At 56.7% G+C, this 25,703-nt stretch carries 26 protein-coding genes; 13 read left to right on the top strand and 13 right to left on the bottom strand.

Annotated features, from left to right (window positions below):
* The first annotated feature begins 3 nt into the window (after window positions 1–3).
* From GGQ73_RS01840 to phnE, 8 genes are all read left to right on the top strand, one after another.
* On the top strand, window positions 4–1,095 hold the full coding sequence (locus GGQ73_RS01840) for a carbon-phosphorus lyase complex subunit (RefSeq protein WP_183893482.1): 1,092 nt from the start codon (window positions 4–6) through the stop codon (window positions 1,093–1,095).
* A complete protein-coding gene (locus tag GGQ73_RS01835) occupies window positions 1,092–1,973 on the top strand; it encodes an alpha-D-ribose 1-methylphosphonate 5-phosphate C-P-lyase PhnJ (RefSeq protein WP_183893480.1) in 882 nt (293 codons plus the stop codon). Before GGQ73_RS01840 ends, GGQ73_RS01835 begins: the two co-directional genes overlap by 4 nt.
* Window positions 1,970–2,743 (top strand): phosphonate C-P lyase system protein PhnK, encoded by a 774-nt coding sequence (gene phnK / locus GGQ73_RS01830; RefSeq protein ID WP_174154881.1) that lies wholly within the window; start codon window positions 1,970–1,972, stop codon window positions 2,741–2,743. The genes GGQ73_RS01835 and phnK overlap by 4 nt, the downstream gene beginning before the upstream one ends.
* Window position 2,744: 1 nt before the next feature.
* Window positions 2,745–3,491: a phosphonate C-P lyase system protein PhnL gene (gene phnL, locus GGQ73_RS01825; protein WP_183893478.1), complete on the top strand. Its 747-nt coding sequence runs from the start codon at window positions 2,745–2,747 to the stop codon at window positions 3,489–3,491.
* Window positions 3,488–4,102 carry a DapH/DapD/GlmU-related protein gene (locus tag GGQ73_RS01820; RefSeq protein WP_183893476.1) on the top strand — a complete coding sequence of 205 codons (615 nt, stop codon included), beginning with the start codon at window positions 3,488–3,490 and terminating at the stop codon, window positions 4,100–4,102. Before phnL ends, GGQ73_RS01820 begins: the two co-directional genes overlap by 4 nt.
* 84 nt (window positions 4,103–4,186) lie before the next feature.
* Window positions 4,187–5,029 (top strand): phosphonate ABC transporter ATP-binding protein, encoded by an 843-nt coding sequence (phnC, locus tag GGQ73_RS01815; RefSeq protein ID WP_183893474.1) that lies wholly within the window; start codon window positions 4,187–4,189, stop codon window positions 5,027–5,029.
* Window positions 5,030–5,052: 23 nt separating this feature from the next.
* Window positions 5,053–6,051, top strand: a complete 999-nt coding sequence (phnD, locus tag GGQ73_RS01810; RefSeq protein ID WP_183893472.1) for a phosphonate ABC transporter substrate-binding protein — start codon at window positions 5,053–5,055, stop codon at window positions 6,049–6,051.
* 66 nt (window positions 6,052–6,117) lie between these two features.
* A complete protein-coding gene (gene phnE, locus GGQ73_RS01805; protein ID WP_183893470.1) occupies window positions 6,118–6,930 on the top strand; it encodes a phosphonate ABC transporter, permease protein PhnE in 813 nt (270 codons plus the stop codon).
* A gap of 75 nt (window positions 6,931–7,005) precedes the next feature.
* Here phnE and GGQ73_RS01800 read toward each other — a convergent pair whose 3' ends face one another.
* From GGQ73_RS01800 to GGQ73_RS01780, 5 genes are read right to left on the bottom strand one after another with little or no spacing between them, the layout of a single operon-like run.
* Window positions 7,006–8,727, bottom strand: a complete 1,722-nt coding sequence (locus GGQ73_RS01800; protein ID WP_183893468.1) for an acetyl/propionyl/methylcrotonyl-CoA carboxylase subunit alpha — start codon at window positions 8,725–8,727, stop codon at window positions 7,006–7,008.
* The gene (locus GGQ73_RS01795) at window positions 8,724–10,343 is read right to left on the bottom strand and encodes a 5-oxoprolinase subunit B/C family protein (RefSeq protein ID WP_183893467.1); all 1,620 of its coding nucleotides are present in this window, start codon (window positions 10,341–10,343) and stop codon (window positions 8,724–8,726) included. Before GGQ73_RS01795 ends, GGQ73_RS01800 begins: the two co-directional genes overlap by 4 nt.
* A gap of 7 nt (window positions 10,344–10,350) precedes the next feature.
* A complete protein-coding gene (locus GGQ73_RS01790; protein WP_174154896.1) occupies window positions 10,351–11,160 on the bottom strand; it encodes a putative hydro-lyase in 810 nt (269 codons plus the stop codon).
* A 10-nt stretch (window positions 11,161–11,170) separates the two neighbouring features.
* Window positions 11,171–11,938, bottom strand: a complete 768-nt coding sequence (locus tag GGQ73_RS01785) for a LamB/YcsF family protein (protein WP_183893466.1) — start codon at window positions 11,936–11,938, stop codon at window positions 11,171–11,173.
* 10 nt (window positions 11,939–11,948) lie between these two features.
* Entirely contained in the window at window positions 11,949–13,190 is a 1,242-nt protein-coding gene (locus GGQ73_RS01780; protein WP_183893465.1) for an NRAMP family divalent metal transporter, read from the bottom strand.
* 259 nt (window positions 13,191–13,449) lie between these two features.
* Here GGQ73_RS01780 and GGQ73_RS01775 point away from each other — a divergent pair, with 259 nt between their 5' ends.
* From GGQ73_RS01775 to GGQ73_RS01765, 3 genes are all read left to right on the top strand, one after another.
* Window positions 13,450–14,097 carry a GntR family transcriptional regulator gene (locus GGQ73_RS01775; RefSeq protein WP_183893464.1) on the top strand — a complete coding sequence of 216 codons (648 nt, stop codon included), beginning with the start codon at window positions 13,450–13,452 and terminating at the stop codon, window positions 14,095–14,097.
* A gap of 123 nt (window positions 14,098–14,220) precedes the next feature.
* The gene (gene pdxY, locus GGQ73_RS01770; RefSeq protein WP_183893463.1) at window positions 14,221–15,096 is read left to right on the top strand and encodes a pyridoxal kinase PdxY; all 876 of its coding nucleotides are present in this window, start codon (window positions 14,221–14,223) and stop codon (window positions 15,094–15,096) included.
* Window positions 15,097–15,173: 77 nt separating this feature from the next.
* Window positions 15,174–15,815 carry a carbonic anhydrase gene (locus GGQ73_RS01765; protein WP_174154906.1) on the top strand — a complete coding sequence of 214 codons (642 nt, stop codon included), beginning with the start codon at window positions 15,174–15,176 and terminating at the stop codon, window positions 15,813–15,815.
* Between the two features lie 26 nt (window positions 15,816–15,841).
* Here GGQ73_RS01765 and GGQ73_RS01760 read toward each other — a convergent pair whose 3' ends face one another.
* Together GGQ73_RS01760 and GGQ73_RS01755 are read right to left on the bottom strand one after the other, a co-directional pair.
* A complete protein-coding gene (locus GGQ73_RS01760) occupies window positions 15,842–16,657 on the bottom strand; it encodes a lytic murein transglycosylase (RefSeq protein ID WP_174154908.1) in 816 nt (271 codons plus the stop codon).
* 192 nt (window positions 16,658–16,849) lie between these two features.
* Window positions 16,850–17,884, bottom strand: a complete 1,035-nt coding sequence (locus GGQ73_RS01755; RefSeq protein ID WP_174154910.1) for an aspartate-semialdehyde dehydrogenase — start codon at window positions 17,882–17,884, stop codon at window positions 16,850–16,852.
* Window positions 17,885–18,381: 497 nt separating this feature from the next.
* Between GGQ73_RS01755 and GGQ73_RS01750 the strand changes: the two genes are divergently transcribed.
* The gene (locus GGQ73_RS01750) at window positions 18,382–20,268 is read left to right on the top strand and encodes an MFS transporter (RefSeq protein ID WP_183893462.1); all 1,887 of its coding nucleotides are present in this window, start codon (window positions 18,382–18,384) and stop codon (window positions 20,266–20,268) included.
* Between the two features lie 69 nt (window positions 20,269–20,337).
* On the opposite strand, the gene GGQ73_RS01745 is transcribed toward GGQ73_RS01750, so the two are convergent.
* The 6 genes from GGQ73_RS01745 to rutA are packed head-to-tail and all read right to left on the bottom strand — an operon-like array spanning window position 20,338 to window position 24,536.
* Entirely contained in the window at window positions 20,338–20,862 is a 525-nt protein-coding gene (locus tag GGQ73_RS01745) for a flavin reductase (protein WP_174154914.1), read from the bottom strand.
* Window positions 20,863–20,887: 25 nt separating this feature from the next.
* Complete coding sequence (locus tag GGQ73_RS01740; RefSeq protein ID WP_183893461.1) at window positions 20,888–21,472, bottom strand: malonic semialdehyde reductase; 585 nt, start codon at window positions 21,470–21,472, stop codon at window positions 20,888–20,890.
* Between the two features lie 15 nt (window positions 21,473–21,487).
* On the bottom strand, window positions 21,488–22,273 hold the full coding sequence (gene rutD, locus GGQ73_RS01735; RefSeq protein ID WP_183893460.1) for a pyrimidine utilization protein D: 786 nt from the start codon (window positions 22,271–22,273) through the stop codon (window positions 21,488–21,490).
* Window positions 22,274–22,291: 18 nt separating this feature from the next.
* Entirely contained in the window at window positions 22,292–22,678 is a 387-nt protein-coding gene (rutC, locus tag GGQ73_RS01730) for a pyrimidine utilization protein C (protein ID WP_183893458.1), read from the bottom strand.
* 29 nt (window positions 22,679–22,707) lie between these two features.
* Window positions 22,708–23,448 (bottom strand): pyrimidine utilization protein B, encoded by a 741-nt coding sequence (gene rutB, locus GGQ73_RS01725; RefSeq protein WP_183893457.1) that lies wholly within the window; start codon window positions 23,446–23,448, stop codon window positions 22,708–22,710.
* Window positions 23,445–24,536: a pyrimidine utilization protein A gene (gene rutA, locus GGQ73_RS01720; protein ID WP_183893456.1), complete on the bottom strand. Its 1,092-nt coding sequence runs from the start codon at window positions 24,534–24,536 to the stop codon at window positions 23,445–23,447. Before rutA ends, rutB begins: the two co-directional genes overlap by 4 nt.
* Window positions 24,537–24,922: 386 nt before the next feature.
* Here rutA and GGQ73_RS01715 point away from each other — a divergent pair, with 386 nt between their 5' ends.
* Window positions 24,923–25,597 carry a GntR family transcriptional regulator gene (locus GGQ73_RS01715; protein WP_183893455.1) on the top strand — a complete coding sequence of 225 codons (675 nt, stop codon included), beginning with the start codon at window positions 24,923–24,925 and terminating at the stop codon, window positions 25,595–25,597.
* Window positions 25,598–25,703 lie beyond the last annotated feature (106 nt).

Raw genomic sequence — 25,703 nt, 5'->3', positions numbered from 1 at the left:
GCGATGTATGTGGCCGTAAAGGGCGGTGAAGCCGCTATCGACAAAGCTCATAAGCTGTTGGCCGACAGACGCCGAGGCGATCGCGATGTGCCTGCGCTGACATTGGAGCAGATTGCCGGTCAGCTTTCGCTTGGCGTTGATCGCGTCATGGCCGAGGGTTCTCTCTATGATCCAGAACTGGCTGCTATGGCCGTTCGGCAATCCCGCGGCGACCTCATCGAGGCGATTTTTCTGCTGCGGGCTTATCGCACCACCCTGCCCCGTTTCGGATATTCCCAACCGATCGACACGGGGGCCATGCAGATCGAACGCCGGGTATCTGCCACCTATAAGGATATCCCCGGTGGCCAACTGTTGGGACCCACCTTCGACTATACCCACCGCCTGATCGACCCCGCCATGGCCGTTGACGAGACCGTTGATCAGCCGGAACGGCGCGAGGCCCAGCAAGAGAGCACCTATCCACGCATCACGGATATCCTCAACGATGAAGGCTTGATCGAGCCTGACATCCAGTCGGAAGAAGAGCCGACGGATATGACCCGTGAGCCGACGTCATTTCCGGCGAACCGAGATCTGCGACTTCAGGCGCTAGCGCGTGGCGACGAGGGATTTCTGCTGTCGCTCGGTTACTCCACGCAACGAGGCTACGGCCGCACTCACCCCTTTGTCGGAGAAGTGCGCATCGGGCTCGTCGAGGTCGAGGTGGATGTCCCGGAGCTTGGCTTTGCGGTTTCCATTGGTTCCATTCGTGTCACCGAGTGCCAGATGGTGTCGCAGTTCAAGGGCACCACGGCAGACGGCCCGCGCTTCACGCGGGGCTATGGGCTGGTGTTCGGGCAGTCCGAACGAAAAGCTATGGCTGTCAGCCTCGTTGACCGAGCGTTGCGCGCCGATGAATTCGATGAGCAACGGACCGCGCCCGCACAGGACGAAGAGTTCGTGTTGGCCCATTGCGATAATGTCGAAGCCACCGGATTCGTCGAACATCTCAAATTACCGCATTACGTGGATTTCCAGGCCGAACTCGGTCTGCTGCGCATGTTGCGGAAGGAAAACGAAGAGACCTCGGCCAGCAAGGAGGCAGCAGAATGAACCTGCCCAGTTACAACTTCGCCTATCTGGATGAGCAGACGAAACGCATGATCCGTCGGGCAATCCTGAAGGCCATCGCCATCCCCGGCTATCAGGTGCCGTTCGCCTCCCGCGAGATGCCCATGCCTTATGGCTGGGGAACCGGCGGCGTTCAGGTGACGGCTGCGATCCTCGGCCCGGACGACGTTCTCAAGGTCATCGACCAGGGTGCCGACGACACGACGAATGCAGTCTCGATCCGTGCTTTTTTTGCCAAGACCGCGGGCGTGGCAACGACGACGAAAACCACAGAAGCCAGTGTCATCCAGACGCGCCACCGCATTCCCGAGACGCCTCTCAAGGCCGGCCAAACCATTGTCTATCAGGTCCCCATTCCTGAGCCGCTACGTTTCCTCGAACCGCGTGAAACGGAGACGCGCATCATGCACGGGTTGGAAGAATACGGCCTGATTCAGGTCAAGCTTTATGAGGATATCGCCAGACACGGCCATATCGCAACGACGTACGATTACCCCGTCAAGATCGAGGGCCGTTATGTGATGGGCCCCTCGCCCATTCCGAAATTCGACAATCCGAAAATGCACAATTCGCCCGCATTACAGCTGTTCGGTGCTGGTCGCGAGAAGCGGATTTATGCGCTTCCACCCTTCACGGACGTCGTTAGCCTCGACTTCGAAGACCATCCTTTCGAGGTCCAGACGTTCACTGCACCCTGCGCTCTATGCAATGCCACCGGCGTCTACCTCGATGAAGTTGTGACCGACGACCAAGGCGGACGCATGTTCGTGTGTTCCGACACAGATCATTGCGAAACGAGACAGGGAGACGGCCATCAGGGTCTAGGAATGCCGAAGGCTGCGATGGGAGAGCAACCATGAGCGATCCCATACTGTCCGTGCGCGATCTTGAACGTCGCTATGGCGCCTTCATCGGCTGCACCGGTGTTTCTTTCGACGTCTGGCCGGGCGAGGTCATCGCAATTGTCGGCGAATCCGGGTCCGGCAAGACGACATTGCTGAACTGTACTTCGGCGCGGCTCGACCGCTCTGCCGGTAGCGTCCGGTATCGGATGCGTGACGGGCGTTTTCCCGATCTTGCCGATCTATCTGAGGCTGAGAGACGCTTCTTGATGCGCACGGACTGGGGCTTCGTTCACCAGAACCCGGCCGACGGTTTGCGGATGCGGGTTTCGGCAGGCGCCAATGTCGGTGAACGCCTTATGGCCATTGGAGAGCGTCATTACGGCGATATTCGCCGCAACGCCAGCGATTGGCTGGCGCGTGTCGAAATTGCCACTGATCGTATCGATGACCAGCCTGTGACATTTTCAGGCGGCATGCGCCAAAGATTGCAGATCGCCCGCAATCTGGTGACCCACCCTCGCCTGATTTTCATGGATGAGCCGACCGGCGGTCTGGACGTTTCCGTTCAGGCGCGTGTTCTCGATCTGCTTCGCGGGCTGGTCAGCGACCTTGGTCTGTCTGTCGTCCTCGTCACCCATGACCTCGCTGTGGCGCGCCTTTTGTCGCAGCGGATGCTCGTGATGAAAGATGGAAAGGTCGTCGAAAACGGTTTGACCGATCGCGTGCTGGACGACCCGCAACATGCCTACACGCAGCTTCTTGTCGCCTCGATACCGGAGAGTTGAGATGAGCCTTCATCAACCGTCCATCAATGCTGCCGAGACCGTTCTTCTATCGGTGGAGAACGTCGCCAAATCCTTCACCATGCATCTGCGCGACGGACTTGTTCTGCCCGTCGTCAACGATGTCAATTTTGAGCTCCATCGCGGCGAATGCGTGGTGCTCGGCGGACCATCGGGCATCGGAAAATCGTCGATATTGCGGATGGTTTACGGTAATTACGCCATCGACCGTGGCCAGATCTGGGTCCGTGACACCAAGTCTGGAGCCATGCGTAATCTGGGAGGCGGCGATCCGAGACTGGTGTTGGAACTGCGAAACGAAAGCATCGGCTATGTCAGCCAGTTTTTAAGAGCCGTGCCGCGTGTCTCCGCTCTTGATGTCGTTGCAGCACCTCTGCTGGCCCGCGGCATATCCCGGGCCGAAGCATTGGAGCGTGCAGAGGTCATGCTTTTGCGACTGAACCTGCCGCAGACACTTTTCAGCCTGCCGCCAGCGACCTTTTCGGGTGGAGAAAAGCAGCGCGTCAATATTGCACGCGGCTTTATCACAGATCACCCCATCCTGCTTCTCGATGAGCCGACGGCGTCACTCGACTCGGAAAACCGCGACATCGTGGTTGCGATGATTGCGGAAAAGACGGATGCTGGAACAGCGGTGCTTGGAATTTTCCATGACCAACCCGTGCGAGACGCGGTGGCGACCCGCATTCTGGATGTATCAACCTTTTCCGCTCGAAAGATGTCAGCATGACCAAGCTTTCCCTAGAGCCTCTGATTCATTCGACAGCAGAGGTCAGCGACTGCCAACTTGGGCGCTACACCGAGATCGCCGGGGGATGTCGTATCTCGGAGACGATCCTCGCTGACTACTCCTACATCGAGCGCAACGGTCAGGTATGGTGCGCGACCATCGGCAAGTTTGCCAATATCGCCGCCAGTGTCCGCATCAATGCCACCAACCACCCGATGGACAGGGCAAGCCTGCATCATTTCACCTACCGCGCCGGAGACTACTGGCCACAAGGCGAAGAAGAGGCCGATTTCTTTGCCGCAAGGCGTGCGAAACGCGTGGTGATTGGTCATGATGTCTGGATCGGCCATGGCGCCACCATCCTGCCGGGCGTGACAATCGGCAATGGTGCCGTCGTCGGTTCGGGTGCTGTCGTCTCGCGCGATGTCGCGGCCTACACCATTGTCGGCGGCGTCCCCGCCCGTCTGATCCGGGCTCGCTTCGACGCCCAGACCGGTCAGCGCATGGATAACCTTGCATGGTGGGACTGGTCGCATGATCGCCTTTTCGAAGCACTCCAAGATTTTCGCGATCTCCCAGCCGAAGAATTCATCAGCCGTTATGGCGGTTGACACGAAACTTTCACCGAACCGTCACTGAACGATCATCAAAAGCCATCCAATCTCTTTGAACAGACCCAAGCACGGAGACGGGCAATGACGGCGATTATGGTTTCCAATCTCTCGAAGACTTACGGCTCGACCCGAGCCCTGTCCGGTGTCAGCCTGATGGTCGAAAAAGGCGAGATGGTCGCCCTCATCGGAGCATCCGGCTCCGGCAAAAGCACTTTGATCCGTCATATTGCGGGCCTTGAAACCGGCGATGGTCGTAATGGCCGGATCGATGTTTTAGGCAATGTGTCGCAGAGCGCCGGACGCCTGACGGACAAGGTCAAGCGCGGCGCGGTCTCGGTCATCTTCCAGCAGTTCAATCTGGTGGGCCGCATGTCGGTTCTCACCAATGTCCTTATCGGCCACCTGGGCCAGATACCGCGCTGGCGTGGAACGCTTGGTCTGTTCAATCGGGAAGAAAAGAATGCGGCTATTGCGGCCCTTGCCCGCGTGGGTATTCCACAAGTGGCGACCCAGCGGTCTTCGACGCTTTCCGGAGGCCAGCAGCAACGAGCGGCCATCGCGCGGACCCTGGTGCAGGGTGCTGAAATTCTGATCGCGGACGAACCGATTTCGGCGCTTGATCCGTCTTCGGCTCGGCGGGTGATGGACGTTCTCGCCACCATCAACACGCAAGACAACATCACCATTCTGGTCTCGCTGCATCAGGTCGAATATGCGCGGCGATATTGCAAGCGAACGATTGCGATGCGCGACGGCGAAATCGTGTTCGACGGCGCTTCAAGCGAACTTTCCAATGCATTCCTTGCCGAACTCTACGGTTCGGCGTCGGAAGAACTCGTCCTGCCGGAAGCTCCGGCGGAGTACCCGGCTCCCCAACCCTGTGCGGAGCCTCAACACCGTCAGTTGGCCCTTTTAGGCGTCTGACCGACGATCACCGGAGACCACTCATGAACGCGATACTGAAAAGCATGGCGGCGATGTCTGTCGCCTTGACGATCTCCTCCGCAGCCTTGGCGCAGGACAACACGATCAATTTCGGCATTATCTCCACGGAATCCCAGCAAAACCTCAAGACCAGCTGGGACCCGCTTCTGGCCGATATGAAGAAGCAGACAGGCCTCGACATCAAGGCCTTCTTCGCGTCCGACTATGCCGGCATCATCGAAGGCATGCGCTTCAACAAGGTGCAGGTCGCCTGGTACGGCAACAAGTCTGCGATGGAAGCGGTCGATCGCGCTGATGGCGAAGTCTTCGTCCAGAGCATGCCGATCAATGGTGATCCGGGCTATTGGTCCGTCGTCATCGTACCTACAGACAGCAAGATCCAGACCATTGATGACGTGCTGACATGCGACAAGTCGCTCAACTTCGGTCTGGGCGACCCGAATTCGACATCCGGATATCTCGTGCCGATGACGTTTGTCTTCAGCGCTCGTGGTATCGATCCCAAGACCTGCTTCAAGAATGTCACCAACGCCAACCACGAAACCAATGCAATGGCGGTTGCCAACAAGCAGGTCGATGCTGCAGCCAACAACACCGAAAACATGGCCTTGATCAAGCAGAACAAGCCGGACGCATTTGCGAAAATCCGCGAAATCTGGCGCTCGCCGCTGATCCCGTCTGACCCGATCGTTTGGCGCAAGGATCTTCCCGATGCGACCAAGGAAAAAATCCGGACGTTCTTCGTGACCTACGGCACCGACAAGTCGACAGGTAATGTTGCCGAGGAGAAAAAGATCCTTGCCAGCCTGAAGTGGGGACCGTTCCGTCCCTCGACCAACAAGCAGCTGCTGCCGATCCGCGTGATGGAGCTAACGAAATCACTCTCGCAGGTCGAAGCCGACACGTCTCTTTCTGCCGAAGCCAAGGCTGAAAAGATCAAGTCCTTGACCGACCAGAAGACCAGGTTCGAAGCCGAACTCGCAGAGGCGTCCAAGACCTGAGGTCACCACGCGTAAGGGGCGGGAGAAGTTGCCCGCCCCTCTTTTGAAAAACCGGAATCGTGTGCCATGAGCGAGACAATTCTTTCTAAGGGTGCTGTAGCCGGTCTGCCAACTGGCAGGCAACCGGGCAGCATTCGCAATTGGAGCCTGATGCTCGGTCTGGCGGCTGCATTGATTTTCAGCTGGAGCCCGGCAGAGATGGATCGCTGGACCTACCTGTTTACCGATGGCGGCAACATGGCGGAATATGCCAAGGACTTCCTGCGTCCGGACTTCAAGACGTGGCCCTATTATCTCGAAGAGATGATGGTCACCGTGCAGATTGCGCTTTGGGGCACATGTCTCGCGGTCCTGGTATCGATACCATTTGGCATTCTCTCTGCCCACAACATGACGCCCTGGTGGATCAACCAGCCAGTACGGCGATTAATGGACATGTTCCGTGCCATCCACGAAGTCGTGTTCGCGGTCCTTTTCGTGGTTGCAGTAGGGCTTGGCCCGTTCGCCGGCGTCATGGCCCTGTTCATTCATACGACCGGAATTCTGGCAAAACTGTTTTCGGAAGCAGTGGAAGCCATCGACCCGCGGCCCGTCGAAGCGATCCGAACCACTGGCGCGTCCAGAGTGCAGCAGGTCATCTTCGGCGTTATTCCGCAGGTCTTGCCTTTATGGATTTCGTTTTCCCTCTACCGACTGGAATCCAACGTCCGCTCGGCAACCGTGCTTGGCCTGATCGGCGCAGGCGGCATCGGCCAGATCCTCTTCGAAACCATTCGTGGCTTCTATTACCCGCAAGCCTCCGCCATCATCATCATTATCGTTTTGACGGTGACCGTGATGGACCTGATTTCGCAACAGCTCCGCAAGCTCGTCATCTGACAAGATCCAAAGCTTTCTCGTCTCGCGGTCATTGGCAACCGCGAGACCATGTCTTGATTGTAGGTTGTCCGGCGGTCAATCGAAGGAGATCAGAACCTCACCCGCTTGCAAATACCCGCCCTCTTTGGCCACAAGACGGACCTTGCCTGCTTTCGGAGCCGTCACCTGCGTCTCCATTTTCATCGCCTCCATAACGGCGACGAGATCGCCTTCGGCCACATCCGCTCCGTCTTCGACCTTGAAGGATTGAAGCGTGCCGGAAATGGGTGCCAGGATGCCCTCTGTTTTGGGGATCGCCTCGACTGCTTCTGTGGAACGTACGCCAGCACCGGTAAAACCTGCCAGCAATAGATGCGGCAGGCCGACGGATACGCGCTTTCCGTCAATTTCCAGCCATGTGCGGGTCATCGTGGCGTCGTCTCCCGGTGCGGGGCGCTCCATGGCATCGGGCATGTCGGCAAAATCGGTCTCGATCCAGCGGGTGTGAACCTTGAAGCCATCCGTTCCGATAAAATCATCCGTATCGATGGCGGCGCGGTGGAACGGCAGAACCGTGGCGATGCCTTCGATGCGGAATTCCTTCAGGGCGCGGCGGGCGCGGCGCAGCACCTGATCTCGATCCGCACCTGTCACGATCAGTTTCGCCATTAGCGAATCGAACACGCCGGGTATCGTCGAGCCGGTGACGACGCCGCTATCCATGCGGATGCCGGGGCCTGATGGCGGATCGAACAGGGTGATTTTTCCGGGCGTCGGCAGAAAGCCGCGACCGGGATCTTCGGCATTGATGCGGAATTCCATGGAATGGCCGCGTGGTTCCGGCGTTTCGAAGACGCGCAGCTTATGGCCTTCCGCAATACGGAACTGCTCTATGACGAGATCAATGCCTGAGGTCTCTTCCGTTACCGGATGCTCCACCTGAAGACGTGTGTTGACTTCAAGGAAAGAAATCGTACCGTCCACGCCCAGCAGAAATTCCACGGTGCCCGCCCCGGAATAACCGGCCGCCGCACAGATGGCCTTTGCCGCCTCATGGATTTTCTGACGCTGTTCTGGTGACAGAAACGGCGCCGGTGCTTCTTCGATCAGCTTCTGGTTACGGCGCTGCAACGAACAATCGCGCGTGCCGAGAACCAGAACATTGCCGTGCTTATCGGCAATGACCTGCGCTTCGATGTGGCGCGGACGGTCCAGGAACCGTTCCAGAAAACATTCGCCACGCCCGAAGGCGGCTGTCGCTTCGCGCACTGCAGAACTGTAGAGATCGGAGATCTCTTCCATTTTCCAGGCAACCTTAATGCCGCGTCCGCCGCCGCCATGGGCGGCCTTGATGGCAACCGGTAGGCCGTGCTGTTGGGCAAAGGCGGTAACTTCCGCTGCTGTTTCAACCGGCCCATCGCTGCCTGCGACCAGAGGCGCGCCAACGCTGGTGGCAATGCGGCGCGCTTCCACCTTGTCACCCAGAACCTTGATTACATCAGGGTCAGGGCCAATCCAGATCAGGCCTGCGTCGATAACGGCCTGCGCAAATTCGGCACGTTCCGACAGGAAGCCATAACCGGGATGGACCGCATCCGCACCGGAGCGCTTGGCGATAGCAATCAGCTTTTCAATATCGAGATAGGTTTGCGCCGGACGCACGCCGTCCAGGGCGTAGGCTTCATCGGCCAGTCGCACGAAAACTGCGTCCTGATCAGGATCGGCATAAACGGCAACCGATCCGATACCGTAATCTCGGCAGGCGCGAATGATGCGCACCGCGATCTCACCGCGATTGGCAATCAGCACTTTTTTCATGGGCGTTCTCCCGAAAGCTCTGTGTTTTTTATGGCCGAAATCTCCGCGAATGGCCCAAGCGGGCGAAACTGGATTTTGGCGTTGATGGGTATCTGACCCGCGAGGTCCAAGTGGTATTCCGCAACGGCACCGATGACCGGATATCCTCCCGTCAGCGGATGGTCGGCGAGAAACAGCACCGGCTGACCGCTATGGGGTATCTGGATTGCACCCGTTGCTGTGCCTTCGCTCGGCAATTCCGCACTGTCCTTGCGCTCCAGCGGCGTTTCACCAGCAAGGCGAATGCCGACGCGGCTGGACTGCGGCGTGACCTGCCAGAGCTGGCTTGTCAGTGTTTCGATACCGCGTTGTGTGAACCAGTCGGTGCGTGGACCCATCACGACATCCAGCGTGACGACATCACCCACTTGGGGCAGATCAAAGGCTGGAACCTCATCGATGGACACGCTGGAAAGGCCGTTTTTATTCTTTTTCAGATTGAGGATCGACCCCGCAGTGACCGTATCCGGCCCCACAACCGCAAGCGTATCCGTGGATGTGCTCCCAAGAACCGGCGCGACTTCGAAACCGCCTCGGACCGCGAGGTAACAGCGCATACCTTTTGCAGGATTGCCAAATGTCACCACATCGCCTGCCTCCAGAGAGATTGGCATGTAGGGGTTGGCTTCGACGCTGTAGGCATCAGATTTCACGGTTATGATACAGGATGCGCCTGCAACACCGATGACTGCGCGGCTGGTGCTTTTAAAGGAAAAGCCGCCAAGTGTGATTTCCAGACAGGCGGTGTTGGCCGGGTTGCCAACGATGCGATTTGCCGTGTTTAAGGCGGAACGATCCAGAGCGCCGGACGCGGACACGCCTTGTCCCGTCTGGCCAAACCGCCCAAGGTCTTGAAACACGGCGGGCATGGGTGCGGCCAGCACGTCGAAATGAGCGGCTTCTGTGTTCGCCACGGGTTTCGCGACAGCAGGCTTTGCTGCGGGAATGTCGATGTTGCGGTCAGCCTTGTCCATATCGAAAAAGCGGACGCGATAACCGGGCTGAAACAGCGCGCCGGGATCGCGGTCGATATCCCACATTTTCAGGGGCGTGGTGCCGAGGATTTGCCAGCCGCCGGGGCTGTTTTGCGGATAAACGCCACTGAAGGCACCGGCAAGGGCAACCGAGCCCATAGGGATACGGGTGCGCGGGCTTTTGCGGCGCGGCACATGTAGCGCCGGATCACCGCCGACCAGATATCCGAACCCGGGTGCAAAACCACAGAACGCGACGGTAAATTCACTGTCCGTATGTCGCCGAATAACCTCTTCGACACTGAGGCCCGTCAGTTCGGCGACATCGGCCAGATCTTCGCCATCGTAGCGAACCGGTATTTCCACCAGATTGTCGGACGGAGCAATCTTTGCCGAGAGATCACGGGTGGCGATTTCAGCCGCCAGCGCCTGCGCCCCGATGGTTTCAGGCCGAAACCGGATCATCAGCGTGCGAGCAGCCGGAACCGTTTCCTCGACACCTTCGACGGGGTTGGCCTCAAGCGATGCAAACAGGGCAAGTGTCTGGTCGAGGTCATCAAGTTCCACCAGAATAGTCGTGAGGCTGACGGGTAAAAAACGCATCGTGTCCTCACGCATGATAGGCGGAATCGGGAATATCGGTGATGAACATGTAACCTGGGGAATGTGTGATCGCGAACGGCACACCGGACGCCATCACTGCGGCTTGTGGTGTAACACCGCAGGCCCAGAACACCGGAATTTCACCAGCTTCGATCCGCACCGCGTCACCAAAATCCGGCTTCGCGAGATCGGCAATGCCGAGTTCTGCCGGCGAACCGACATGCACGGGCGAGCCGTGAACAGCCGGGAAGCGACCCGAAATCGTTGCGGCATCTGCCACGCGCGTGGCGGGGATTGGGCGCATGGAAACAACCATATTGCCCTTCAACCGACCGGCAGGACGGCATGGCCGGTTGGTGAGATACATCGGCACATTGGATTTATCCGTCATATGGCGGATTTCAATGCCGGCTTCCACCATGGGCGTTTCAAACGTGAAGCTGCACCCGATGAGGAAGGCCACGAGGTCATCGCGCTCTGCCCATGCGGCGGTAGCGTCTGCGGTTTCCTCCGACAGCTTGCCATCCCGCCAGATCCGGTACTGCGGCAGATCGGTTCTGAGATCGGCACCGGGAGCAAGCACAGTGGTCGGAACGCCAGGGTCGGAAACATCCAGAACCGGGCAGGCCTTGGGGTTGCGCTGCGCATAAAGCAGGAAATCAAACGCCCAGTCACGCGGCAGGACAATCATGTTGGCCTGCGTGAAACCAGGTGCGATGCCGGATGTCGGCGCGACCAGACCGCCGCGATAATCGTCACGCGCCTTGCGTGCTGCTGTGGCATCCGTGTGGTTCAGGTAGGAAGTGGGGATCGTCATGGATCGCTCCTTAATTGTTGGAGGCGAAAGAACGGATGTCGATGCCTTCCGCTTCGAACCGTTTGCGAATTTGCTGCGCAATGGCGACGGCACCGGGGCTATCGCCATGAACGCAGATGGATTGCGCCTCGATTTTGATGATGCTGCCATCGATGGCTTCAAGCGTACCCGTTCGGGCAAGCTGCACCATGCGGTCAGCGATTTTTTCCGCATCATGCAACACCGCACCGGCCTCGCGGCGGGAGACGAGCTGACCTTGCGGCGTGTAGGCACGGTCGGCGAAGGCTTCGGCAACCACTGCCAGACCCGATTTGCGTGCAAGGTCGAGGATCGGCGCATTGGCAAGGCCCATGAGAACCAGCGAGGGATCGATGGCCTTGATACCGTCGATCACCGCTTGACCCTGCTTTGCGTCATTGGCGATGCGGTTATACAGCGCGCCGTGCGGTTTGACGTAACGCACCGTGGTGCCAGCGGCTGCGGCAATACCTTTCAGCGCGCCAATCTGGTAGATGACATCGGCAATCAATTCTTCCGACGTCACATCCAGATCCCGACGGCCGAAGCCGACGCGGTCCGGATAGGAGACATGGGCTCCCACGACGACACTATTGTCGGCAGCCGCTTTGACGGTGCGGAAAATACCGGCCGGATCGCCCGCATGAAAACCGCAGGCAATGTTGGCGCTGGAGACGACAGATAGCATCGCGCCGTCGTCTCCCATGCTCCAGGCACCGTAGCTTTCGCCAAGATCGCTGTTCAGATCAATGGAAGCCATGTCTTTCTCCTTATGCCGTCAGAAGCGCGAAGATGGGTCCGATGGACTTGTAGCCCATGTACCAGGTCAGCGCGCTGACCAGAATGCCGAGCACCAGAAGCCAGCGCGGATAACGGTACCCTTCCATCAGATCAGACCGCGCCCAAGCCGCATAGACAAAGATCGACAGGCCAATGGGAAGAATGAGACCGTTGAGACCACCGACAAAGACGAGCATCTGTGCTGGTGGCGTGGTGATGACGAGGTAGAAGAAGAGAGAAACCGCGATGAAGATGACCGTCGCGATATTGCGACCGCGTTCGCTGATATCCTTCTTGAAGACCGTAATAAAGGAGACCGACGTATAGGCAGCACCGATCACCGAGGTGATGGCCGCGGCCCACAGAACGACGCCGAATATTCTCAACCCGATATCACCGGCGGCCGACTGGAAGGCCTGCGCGGCAGGGTTTGCGCCCTTGCCCGAAACGTCGATAATGACGCCACTGGCGACAACGCCCAGAATGGCAAGGAAGAGTACGTAACGCATGACGCCCGTCACGGCGATGCCGGTGAGTGCGGCGCGATTGATGGATGGAAGATTTTCAACGCCGACCATGCCTTTGTCGAGAAGACGATGGGCGCCCGAATAGGTGATGTACCCGCCGACAGTACCGCCAACGATGGTGGTAATTGTCGCAAAATCGATTGTGGAGGGCAGGAATGTCTGGAACAGCGCATCGCCGACCGGCGGATTGGATGCAAACGCCACATAGACCGTAAGCGCGATCATCAGAAGACCGGCGAAAATGATAAAGCGGTCAACGGCCATACCGGCGCGTTTCGACAGGAAGATGCCGATGGCAAGAAGTGCGCTCAGCGCCCCGCCCCACTTCGGATCAAGCCCAAGCATGGCGTTGAGGCCAAGGCCGGAGCCACCGATGTTGCCGATGTTGAAGAACAGTCCGCCGACAATAACGAGAATGGCCAGCACATAACCCGAACCGGGGATCGCCGCATTGGCGATGTCGGAGGCGCGCATGCGGGTAAGCGTCACGATACGCCAGATGTTCAACTGGACGACGAAGTCGATCAAAATCGATGCAAGAATGGCGAAAGCGAAGGCCGATCCGAGCTTGGTGGTAAAGGTGGCCGTCTGGGTAATGAAGCCCGGGCCGATGGCCGAGGTCGCCATCAGAAAGATGGCGGCTGTGAGAGATGCGCGCCGCGATTTCGCAAACTCGACGCTCTGGGCAAGCTTGTTCTGCTCCATGGATTTTCTCCTTATCGCACTCCGCCCCTCGCGGATGCTGTGCAGTGATCTTGGCGTCATCTACAAAATTGTCAATATTGTTGAACAATAAAATTATATCGTTCTTTCATTATGCGCAATCTTTGGAACATATGCGTTGAAAATAAGCACGATTTTTACCTGTTCTGCTCGCAATTTGTGATATTGCACCCGCATTAGCGGCGCGACAAAAACGCTATCGGACGATGGATGTCCGATTGAAGAGCTTTGAGGAAATGCCATGACGGAAAATTTGCCGCTTGCAGATCGTGTGGCCAAGGATATTCGTGACCTTTTGATCACCGGCGCGTTGGCGCCGGGGCAGCGTCTGTCGGAAGCGGCTTTCAGCGAACGCCTTGACGTGTCTCGAAACTCGCTACGGGAGGCCTTTCGCCTTTTAACCAAAGACGGCCTGTTGCGGCACGAAGCCAATCGCGGTGTTTTCGTTTCTGCGCCCAGTACGGATCAGATCATCGATATCTACCGTGTACGCCGCATGCTGGAATGCAGCGCGTTACGGCAGGCATGGCCCAGGCATCCGGCAACGACAACCATGCGCGACGCGGTTGAGTACGCCAAGATACACCGCGATCTGAAGCAATGGCGTGAAGTCGGTAGCGCCAATATGAGGTTCCACGCAGCCGTGGTCGATCTGTCCGACAGCAGCCGACTGAGCGATTTCTATGCCCGTGTTGCTGCGGAACTGCGTCTCAGCTTCGGGCTGTTGAAAGACCCCGAGCAATTACACTCGCCCTTTGTCGACATGAATGAGCAGATCCTCTCTCTGGTCGAAAAAGGCAACGTCGTCGAGGCCGCCGCTCAGATGGAGCAATACCTCAACCTTTCCGAACGCACGGTTCTCAAGGCACTGGAACGGGCAGCCAAATAGACCCAGCAAAACGCGCCGATATTGCAGTGGAAAGCAACGTGCCAATATGCCATGAGGGACCTATCAGACAACCGGTGCTTCAGAGTAAAATTCCCGACCGTCGCCAAGCTGAACGAGTATGCCATGCAGGATAATACCAACGGCTCCGTCATCGTCATTTCAAGCCACGTCATGCGCGGCTCAGTCGGCAACCGAGCCGTTGTGTTTGCGCTTGAAACACTTGGATTTCCGGTATGGGCCGTGCCCACCATCGTGATGCCGTGGCATCCGGGCCATGGGCCGTCCACGCGGCTGCGATTCGACAATGGCGAGTTCGAGAAGGCCATGCAGGATCTGGCCGGTTGCAAATGGGCGGGCGAAGTCAGAGCGGTCCTGACGGGATATTTCGGCAGCGCCGACCAGGTCCGCTCCGCAGCAACGCTCATTCGCTCGCTGAAAGCACGCCATGCTGATCTCATCTATGTCTGCGACCCCGTCATGGGCGACAATGGCGGGCTTTATGTGCCGGTCGAAACGGCACAAGCCATACGTGACGAACTCATTCCGCTTGCCACCGTTGCCACACCAAACCGCTACGAACTCGGTTGGATGAGCGGGGCGGAGCTTGAAACAAACAACGAGATCATGGACGCGGCACTGGCACTCGGACCGGCGAAAATGCTGGTAACCTCGGCTGTTCCGATGATGGCGGGTGGCATAGGAAATCTGTTCCTAAGCGGTCGCCATGCTTTGCTGGCTGAGCATCGCTCGATAGAGAATGTGCCGAACGGCCTGGGCGACCTGTTCGCTGCGCTTTTTCTGGCGCGGTTGCTTCAGGGTCTCGATGACGAAAAAGCGTTACAACTGGCCACGGCAAGCGTGTTTGAGGTCTTGGCTCGAACCATGAAACGGGGCGTCAATGAGTTGACACTGGAAACGGATGCCTCAAGCCTTTCCACACCCATGGCAATGGTTCAGATGCGCCATCTCTTGCATCCGTCGCGAAGCAAGCGCACATAGCAGAGCAAAAAAAGGGTTTTCAACGCGCCAAGCATCATTTTACGATACTGGCCCAGCATAATGGTACCGAGATATCCATGAAAGATTTCCCCGACTACCTTCTCAATGGCTACAAGAATTTTATGGCCGGTCGTTACACCGATGAACGCGAACGTTATCGTGTCTTGGCCGACACCGGACAGAAGCCACAAACCCTTATTATCGCCTGTTGCGACTCCCGTTCTGCGCCGGAAACCATTTTCGATTGCGGCCCGGGCGAGCTCTTCGTGATGAGAAACGTGGCCAACATGGTGCCACCGTTCGAACCCGATGGGCAGTACCACGCGACATCGGCTGCCATTGAGTATGCCGTGCAGGTGTTGAAGGTCAAGAACATCGTCGTCATGGGCCATGGCCGCTGCGGCGGAATTCAGGCTGCGCTCGACCCCAATTTCGAGTCTCTGTCTCCGGGTGACTTCATCGGCAAGTGGATGAACATGGTCAAATCCGCAGCCGAGCAAATACAGAGCAATGACGTGATGACAACGTCTGAGCGCCAGACAGCGCTGGAGCGCGTTTCGATTCGAAACTCGATCAGCAATCTGCGTGGCTTTCCTTTCGTAAAGGCACAGGAAGCCGCTGGCCAAGTGAAGCTGCACGGCGCCTGGTTCGATATCTCAACCGGCGAATTGTGGGTCATGGACAGCAAAACGGGCGACTTTCGCCGCCCGACTGTCTGATTGATGTTATCCGATGACGGCCAGGTCTACTGGCCGTCTATGGCCTTGCCGATATAGGCGATGGACTGCTGATAAACGCTGGCGGCATTCCATCCCTGGATAGCAGCGAAGTTCGTCTGGCCCTGCTGATAACCGGCACCGCGCTGCCAACCATGACCAACGAGGAAGTTTGCCGTGGACGCCAGAGCATCCGCACGCGATCCAACCAGATCGATACGACCGTTGCGATCGAAATCGACGCCATAGCGGACAACGTTGAGCGGCAGGAACTGCGTCTGGCCAATCTCACCATGAGCAGCACCCTTGGCCGTTACGCTCAGATTACCACTGCCGACCAGTTTCAGAGCGGCGTAAAGCTGCTCCGTGAAATAGTCAGAGCGACGGCAGTCGTAGGATAGTGTCGCGACCGCAGACAGGGTGTGCTGGTTGCCCAAGAAACCGCCAAAACCTGTTTCCATACCCCAGATCGCCAGAAGTGGCCCCGCAGGTACACCGTAGGCCCGCTCAATGTTGTCAAACAATGCGGCATTGCTCTTCTTCATGGCCTTGCCACGAGAAATGATCGCCTGACCGCCACGCTTTTGCATGAACTGATCGAAGGACAGCTTGAAGCTGTGCTGACCGCGATCGGCGCGTATAGTTGGCTGGTTGTAGGAAACATTCGAAAACGCCCTATCCAGAACAGACGCGCTGATACCACGGCCTGCGGCCTCTTGCTTGAATGAACCGACCCAGGCGTCAAAGCCGGCCGAGGTATTGCCGCATTGTGCGGCCAGTGACGGCGTTGCCGCCAATGCCGAAACCATCACCACGCCAACGGAAAAAGCTTTCATTGCCCGCATCAGAACCTGCCTTCAATATTTCGGGGATTATACCCAACCTGTGGCCACGTCACAGAAAATGTGCTGATTTCAAAGTGCCTGCCAACATCAAAACCAGCAAATAAACTGCCCGTGATAGCAACAAACTCAAAAACCCGCCCATTCTCGCAGTGGAGTGGACGGGTTATAGTTAATATTTGTTAAAAAACCGTATCAGGCAACAGCCTTACGCGGCTTAATCAATCCACGATTGACCAAGAGCTCGGCGATCTGGATGGCGTTGAGGGCAGCCCCCTTGCGCAGGTTGTCCGACACAACCCAGATGTTCAGGCCGTTTTCAACGGTCGCATCCTCACGAATACGCGAAATATAGGTCGCATCTTCACCTGCACATTCGACCGGCGTGATGTAGCCACCGTTCTCATGCTTGTCGATGACGAGGCAACCGGGTGCTTCACGCAGGATATCGCGTGCCTGATCGGCGGTGATTTCGTTTTCGAATTCGATGTTGACCGATTCCGAATGACCGATGAACACAGGCACACGCACGGCGGTGCACGTCACCTTGATCTTCGGGTCCAGCATCTTCTTGGTCTCAGCCAGAACCTTCCACTCTTCCTTCGTGTAACCGTCTTCCATGAAGACATCGATGTGCGGGATGACGTTGAAGGCGATGCGCTTGGTGAACTTCTTGACCTCGATCGAGTCCGCTACGAACACCGCACGCGTTTGCTGGAAGAGTTCGTCCATTCCTTCCTTACCGGCGCCGGATACCGACTGGTAGGTGGAGACGACGATGCGCTTGATCTTGGCAAAATCATGCAGAGGCTTTAGCGCGACGACAAGTTGAGCCGTGGAGCAATTGGGGTTGGCAATGATGTTGCGCTTCTTGAAGCCTTCGATAGCGTCGGCATTCACTTCCGGCACGATCAAAGGAACATCCTGATCATAGCGCCATGCTGAAGAATTATCGATAACCACGCAGCCCTGCGCGCCGATTTTTGGCGACCACTTCTTGGAAACATCACCACCAGCCGACATCAGGCAGATATCGGTATCGGAGAAATCGTAATTTTCCAGATTGGAAACCTTCAACGTCCGATCGCCGTAGGACACTTCCGTGCCTTGGCTACGGGCGGAAGCCAACGGAACGACCTCATCGACCGGAAAGCCGCGCTCGGAAAGGATGTTGAGCATTTCGCGACCGACATTACCGGTGGCACCTGCGATTGCAACTTTGAAACCCATGATAAAGCTCTCTTTCTGCCTCTCCTCTTTTTGGTGAGGGGAACCCGCATGGCTGCGGCTTCCTTTTCCCCGACCAAACCGGGGAGAGAGCGGTGGGCCAGAGACGTCAGACGGTTTTAATCGTCGTTTTGGCCGTAATTCGGATGGAATGGGACAAGCACGATGGACCACCGGCAGGTTCTGCCGGATGCTGCAAGACAACCATGTCGATGACATGTCTCATCAAGATCGTGCTCCTTTTCGTGGCAAAGCTATTATGGTGTTTCCGATTTCTGTCAAGCGTAAACGCCTGCCATTTCGGTCCCCACGCCACGGAATCCGACCTCAGTCGCCACATTAATCGAACGTCGCCTTAGACTAAAGTCATAAGCCGAAAGCATTGCTCTTCCTTTCGTTAATTTTCTGTCACTCTGTCGTCAGGGACATCGCACCGCAAGGATCGCCTGGGGGAGAAACAGGCTTCCGCGATGTGCCATTTATTCTGTGGAGGACAGACAATGGCGACTATAGCACATGCAAGGCCTGAAAAGGCGCGCCCGATGACGGGCGAAGAGAAGAAGGTGATTTTCGCCTCTTCTCTGGGGACCGTATTCGAGTGGTACGACTTTTATCTCTACGGCTCTCTGGCCATCTATATCGGCGCGAATTTCTTCAGCCAATATCCGGAAACAACCCGTAATATCTTTGCGCTGCTGGCCTTTGCGGCAGGCTTTCTCGTTCGCCCCTTCGGCGCGCTGGTGTTCGGTCGACTGGGCGATCTCGTCGGTCGCAAATATACCTTCCTCGTCACCATTCTGATCATGGGTTTTTCGACCTTTTTGGTCGGCATTCTGCCTAACGCATCGCAGATTGGCATTGCAGCACCGATCATCCTCATCGTTTTGCGCATGGCACAGGGCCTGGCACTCGGCGGTGAATATGGTGGAGCGGCAACCTATGTGGCCGAACATGCACCCAACGGGCGTCGCGGTTACTACACCTCGTGGATCCAGACGACTGCGACACTTGGCCTGTTCCTGTCCCTCGTCGTCATCTTGGGCGTGCAGTTTGCTGTTGGCCGCGAAGCCTTTGCCGATTGGGGATGGCGCATCCCGTTCCTGCTTTCCGTCATTCTGCTGGGCGTATCCGTCTGGATCCGACTGAAAATGAGCGAATCGCCAGCCTTCAAGAAAATGAAGGAAGAGGGCAAGACGTCGAAGGCACCACTCAGCGAAGCCTTCGGTCAGTGGAAGAATGCCAAGATTGCGATCATTGCGCTGGTCGGTGCCGTCATCGGTCAGGCCGTCGTCTGGTACACCGGCCAGTTTTACGCCCTCTTTTTCCTCCAGAGCATTTTGAAGGTTGATGGACAGTCTGCCAACATCATGGTCGCCTGCGCGTTGCTACTGGGCACAGGCTTCTTCGTTCTGTTCGGCTGGCTTTCCGACAAGATCGGTCGCAAGCCGATCATCATGGCAGGTCTTGTTCTTGCAATGCTGACCTATTTCCCGTTGTTCAAAGCACTGACATGGGCTGGCAATCCTGCCCTTGCACAGGCTCAAGCAACGGTTCGTGCGACGGTTACGGCAGCTCCCGGCGATTGCCGCTTCCAGTTCAACCCAACAGGTACGGCAAAATTCACCACCTCCTGCGATATCGCGACCTCGTTTCTGACCAGAAACTCGGTTCCCTATGATGTTGTTGAGGGTCCTGCTGGTCAGCCTGCATCCGTCAAAATCGGCGATGCGACGATCGCAAGCTACGACGCCATTGCAGCAGGTGCCAATGCCGCTGCAAATGACCGAGCCTTCCAAAAGCAGATCAACATCGCGCTTCACGATAGCGGTTACCCGCTGGTTCGTGGTGCAGCTCAGGTTCCAGCCGCAAAGTTGGACGCCTTCGTCGCGGCGAACCCCGAACTCGGCCTCAACGCAGATGCTATCCGCGCAACACCCGCCAAAACGGTACCTGCAGACAAGCTCGTCGCCGACAAGCTGTTGACACCTGCAGACGTCAACGGCGTGACCGAAATGGCTGTCTACACGGTCGCCGGCGGTGGAGCATTCTCGATGTTTGCCGATCCTGCTGCAGTCAACTGGATCGTCATCATTGCCGTTCTGACCGTTCTCGTCATCTATGTCACGATGGTCTATGGCCCGATTGCCGCACTTTTGGTCGAACTCTTCCCGACCCGCATTCGCTACACCGGCATGTCCCTGCCCTACCACATTGGTAACGGCTGGTTCGGCGGCCTTCTGCCTGCCACGGCATTCGCCATGAGTGCTGCCAAGGGCGACATCTACTATGGCCTCTGGTATCCGATCATCTTCGCAGGCATTACAGTGGTCGTTGGCCTCCTGTTCCTGCCCGAGACGAAAGATCGCGACATTCACAAGATGCAATAGTCAGCATTTGAAGCAGAAAACCCGGCGAGGATATCGCCGGGTTTTTTAGTAAGGACAGCTTGTCACTTTTCAGATGTGGCGATAGGCCCGTTTGAAATAGATCAAAGCTTCCTCGCCTGTGTTGACCACCGTGTCACGCACGTCACAAATCAGAATATCGTGGGTGCCGCCATCATGGATGGTCCGGATTTGGCAATCGAACGAGCAAAGAGCCCCAGTCAGCACCGGCGAACCGGTTTCGAGCTTATTCCATTCGCCAGCGGCAAAGCGCTCCTCAATGGGGGTTTTGCCACCAAAAAGACTACTCAACTGTTCCTGGTCCGCAGCGAGCGTGTTCACGCAGACCACTCCATTCTCAACGACGAACTTGTAGGCGGAGGAGTTGCGGTTAAGGCAGACGAGCAATGTCGGCGGGCTGTCCGACACGCTGCATACCGCCGTTGCGGCAAAACCCGCTTTGCCTGCCGGTCCGTCTGTCGTGACGATATTCACCGCACCGGCCAGCCGTGACATGGCGTTGCGGAAGCCGAGGCTCAGATCCTCGGCAGTCTTCGTCTCCATTGCGGTATCCTTTTCGAGAGACAGTGGCTGCATCACATCACCTTTTCCTAATCCGTGATCATGCCAACAGGCAGGCATCTTCAAATGGCAACCGTGGCAAGCGACCAAACAGCTTCGACGGATCGCCATAACCAAGATTGATGAGGAAATTGGATTTCCACGTCGTTCCGGCAAAGAACGCCTCGTCGACTTTCGCCTTGTCGAAACCGGACATCGCACCGGTGTCCAATCCTAGCGACCTTGCCGCCAGAATGAGATAGCCTGCCTGAAGCGTGGCGTTCCGGAATGCTGTTTCCTCGGCAACCGCCGGGCTTGAGGTAAACCACGATCTGGCATCCGCATGCGGGAACAACTCTGGCAGTTTTTCATAGAATTCGCTGTCTATGGCAGCGATGACCGTAACCGGTGCGGTCATGGTCTTTTCGAGATTGCCGGACGACAGGGAAGGCCTCAGCTTTTCCTTGGCTTCGGGCGAGCGCACGAAAATGAAACGGGCTGGGCAACAATTGGCCGACGTGGGCGCCATTTTTGTCAGGTCATAAACGTCGCGCAGCAATGCGTCGCTGACCGGCTTGTCAGACCATCCATTGTGCGAGCGGGCTTCCGTAAACACAGTGGCGAGCGCCTGTTGATCCAAAGTCATCGTGAAAATCCTCAATTATATCGATTTCGGAGTGAGCAGGAATTTCTCCAACCCCACGTTAAAACCTGTGGCATCGGTAATATTAACCGCATGAGCGCCCTCATCCAACATGAAGAGCTCGGCATTTGGCAAGCCCTCTGCAAGCCGCGTCGAGCGTGTGTAGGGTACGAGCAGGTCGTCTTTTGCGGCCACCACAAGCGTCCTGTTGCCGATCTCGCCCAACCGATCATCCACATCGAAAGCCCTCAGCGCTGCAATGCGACGCAGAACGTTATCCCTGCCTTGAAAATGCGTCACGCCATGTGCATCATCTTTGGCCAGACGCTCCGCATTCTCAGACATCCATATTGCCGGATAGAGAAAAAGAGGCTGCGCCTTGACGAAAGCTTCCACGCCGGAATTTTCCAGCAGCGAAATGCGTGTGTCAAAGCACCGTCCGGAATGGGCGTCCGCCTTGCTCCAGGCATTGATGAGGACGAGGCTATCCAAAAGACCGGGCTTGCGCAGGGCAAGATCAAGCCCGATCAAACCGCCCAAGGCATGACCCATGAAGTGGAATGTTTCGAGGTTCAACTGGCTTGCAATCTCAAGCACATCATCCGCCATCGCGGAAATGCCGCCATTTGCGGGAACCGCGCCACCCGTTCGTCCCGTGCCACGGTGGTCATAGATAACCACACGGAAATGCTGCTCCAGCATCTCCATTTGCGGCGCCCAATACGCCCCAGATCCGCCAAGACCGGATGACAAAAGAATAGTTTGCGCGTCCGGTTCGCGTCGACCCTGAACCTCGAAATACATCTTGTCAGATCCTGTCCGTCACCGACCGATATGCGCCACGGTTGCGATTTCGACCAACGCGTCCGGCTTTACCAGTCCGCACTGGATGCAATAACGCGCCGGTTTGTCGCCGGGGAAATACTCGGCGTAAACCGCGTTGACGGCCTGATAGTTCGCCCAGTCTGTCACGAAGATATGGTTCATGGTGACATCTTCCATGGTGCCTCCAGCGGTTTCGATAACGGACTTGATGGTTTCCAGCACATGTCGGGTTTGCGCTGCCGCATCCCCCACATGCACAACATCGTTGTTCTTGTCGAAAGGTAGCGTGCCCGACACGTAGACGATGCCATCCGCCAGTGTTCCCGGCGAAAACGGTGCGATTGGCTTGGCTGTGCCTTCCGGTACGATGATTTTTTTCGGCATTGTCTGTTCTCCTCTTTTATGGCGATTGATCAGTTTTCGATGGGTGCAGCCTGCGATATGACGGCGCAAAAATCATTTACCGTCGCCACCCAGCCAAAAAACTTTTCGACATTGTAGACGGTCGCCTGCTGGATGAAATCCGGGCCCAGATGGTGGGTCGCATCCTCCAGCATCACCCCGAAATATTCGAGATGAAAGGCATCGCGAAGCGAGCTTTCCACGCAGACATTGGTGGCGATGCCAACGAAAACGAGGTTTCGGATGCCCCTCGCCCGCAACACACTGTCCATATTGGTATTGAAGAAACCGCTATAGCGCGTTTTGGGTACAAGAATATCGCCCGGCTGCGGCTGCAGCTCATCAACGATGGCATAATCCCATGTCCCCTTCGCCAACAGCTTTCCTTGCAATTCCGGCCGCGAACGCATGGTTTTCAGCGCGTTGGACTTGTGCCAGTTGGGGGAGCCGGGGCCGCCTGCTTCAACATAATCGCTATCCCAGCCGTTCTGGAAATAGATGACCTGCACGCCAGCCGCACGGGCGGCCGTCACTGTCTTGCCGATATTCGCGATGGTGGATTTTGCGCCCGAAATGTCGAATCCGGCCAGATCAACATAACCGCCTTCCGTGGAATAGGCGTTCTGCATGTCGACGACCACGACGGCGGTTTCGCTGGGCTTCAACGAAATCGGTTCTGGTCTTGCGGGAAGCGTTACGCTTTCCGAGAGGCTTCTGGGCGGATTATATCCTGCGACCACTGTATCCGTCATTCCGCAGCCTCCAAGGCGGCCATTACATGCTGCCTGCTCTTCATCAGAGGCTGCACATATTTGCCGAATTTTTCAATGCCTTCGACAAAGTCGTCAAATGTCAGCATGACACCACCGGTACCCGGCACCTCACTCATCTCGTCCAGCATGGCAGCAACCTCTTCATAGGAGCCGATCAGCGTTCCCATGTTGATGTTGACGGCGGAAACCGGGTTCGACATATGCCGCACATTGGTATCGGCGCCCGATTTCGTATCCACCGAGCTTTGCAGTCCGAGCCACTTGATGGCCTCTTGGTCAGCGCCAGCCTTGTAATGCTCCCATTTTGCCCACGCGTCCTCGGACTTCTCCTCGGCCAGCACCATGGTCAGGACACAGGATCTCACATCGCGTCCTGTCTTCTCAGTCGCAGCCAGCAGTCGCTCATTTGTTGGGGCAAAAGCCTTGGGCGTGTTAACCCCCACACCGAAGCAGAAGCTGTAATCTGCATACTGGGCTGAGAACGCCATGCCCTTATCGGACGAACCGGCGCAGATCAGCTTGACCTTACCCTCCGGGACCGGCTTCATCCGGCAATCGTCCATCGTGAAATATTTGCCCTTGAGGTCCGACTGGCCCGTCGTCAGAAGCTCCTGAAGCACCGTCGTGTATTCGCCAAGATATTCGTAGCGATCACCGAAATAGTCATCGCCCGGCCACATGCCCATCTGGCTATATTCCGGTCGCTGCCAGCCCGTGACCAGATTGATACCGAAGCGACCGCCGGAAATCGAATCAATGGTCGTCGCCATGCGCGCGACGATCGCTGGCGGCATGACCAGAGTGGCAGTCGTTCCGAAAAGCTTGATTTTAGACGTTACGGCTGCGAGCCCCGCCATGAGCGTGAAGGATTCCAGATTGTAGTCCCAGAACTCCGTCTTGCCACCAAAGCCACGCAGCTTGATCATCGAAAGTGCGAAATCAAACCCGTACTTCTCCGCAGCCAGCGTGATCTGCTTGTTGAGTTCGAAACTCGGCTTGTACTGCGGAGCATTCTCCGAAAGCAGCCAGCCATTGTTCCCAATCGGAATGAAAACACCGATTTCCATATGCATCCTCCAGTTCTTGTTCCCGTGTTGAACGTTTGAAAGATTGAACGCAGGTTCCGTGCCAGACTTGGAGGCACAGGAAAAACAGTGATTTACAAGGTAGCGGATTTCCGATCTTTATCAAATGATAAATTTTTTACCTTTTGATAAATTTATTGCCTATTTATTTGGCAGCAGAAACTGCAGATGCGGGCGCGTGATGTTTTCAGCCTTCAAATTGCTCGCGGACCCTAGCGAGGGTCGGTTGGCGGCGCTGCAAAGACTTTCCAAATATATCTGGCAATCAGAAAAACGTCATATATTTTGTGGTGTTCGCTTTGGCGACGGACTACTGAAACTGGATCAAGTCCACCCCTCGCGCTTTTCATCCTGCTGGACGCAAAATCATGCTGAAGAAAAACCAGACGCCCACTGAAACCATAGGAGACGTCGTGTTCCGGCGAATCCGCCAGGATATCATTTCGGGCCACCTGTTACCCGGATCCAAGATAAAGCTGGAGCAGACCAAAGAGCGCTACGAGATCAGCATTCCGTCGTTGCGGGAGATCCTCAGCCGCTTGGCCATGGAAAATCTCGTCGTGGCAGAGGGACAGCGCGGCTTTGAAGTCAGCCCGGTATCACGGCAAGAGCTTTACGAACTTGCCGATCTACGGATCGTATTAGAAACACACGCGCTGGAGTTGGCCTTTGTCGAAGGTGATATCGACTGGGAAGGACATATCGTTGCCGCCCATTACAAGCTCGCTGCGGCTGAGCGAACGCTGTTGAATGGCGACGCGTCGCGCACGATCGACTGGGTGCGCTACGACTGGGAATTTCACCATGCAATCGTGTCGGCGTGCAACTCATCGACGTTGATGGCAACACTATCGTCGGTGTTTGATCGCTTTTTAAGATACCACCTGCTTGCCAAAACGTTTCGCGGCGTCGCGGTCGTGAGCGATCACAAACTCCTGTTCGAAGCCGCTCTTAAAAGAGATATCGAAGGCGCTAAAGCAATCGTTAGAGGCCATGTCTTGAGCGGCGTCGAACATGTTTTGAAAAGCGGCTTTCTTTCCTGACAACCAGAAACACCCTCTTAAAATGAGAATATGTTTTCTAAAATACCTGTTGATTTGAATATCCGTTACTGCAACTATGCGTCGTGCAGTGAAGGGTGAGGAATAG

Origin of the sequence: Rhizobium skierniewicense (genome assembly GCF_014196515.1) — a bacterium.
Lineage (GTDB): Bacteria > Pseudomonadota > Alphaproteobacteria > Rhizobiales > Rhizobiaceae > Agrobacterium > Agrobacterium skierniewicense.
The sequence above is the reverse complement of the archived record's forward strand: the minus strand, read 5'-3'. Positions and strand labels throughout refer to the sequence as shown.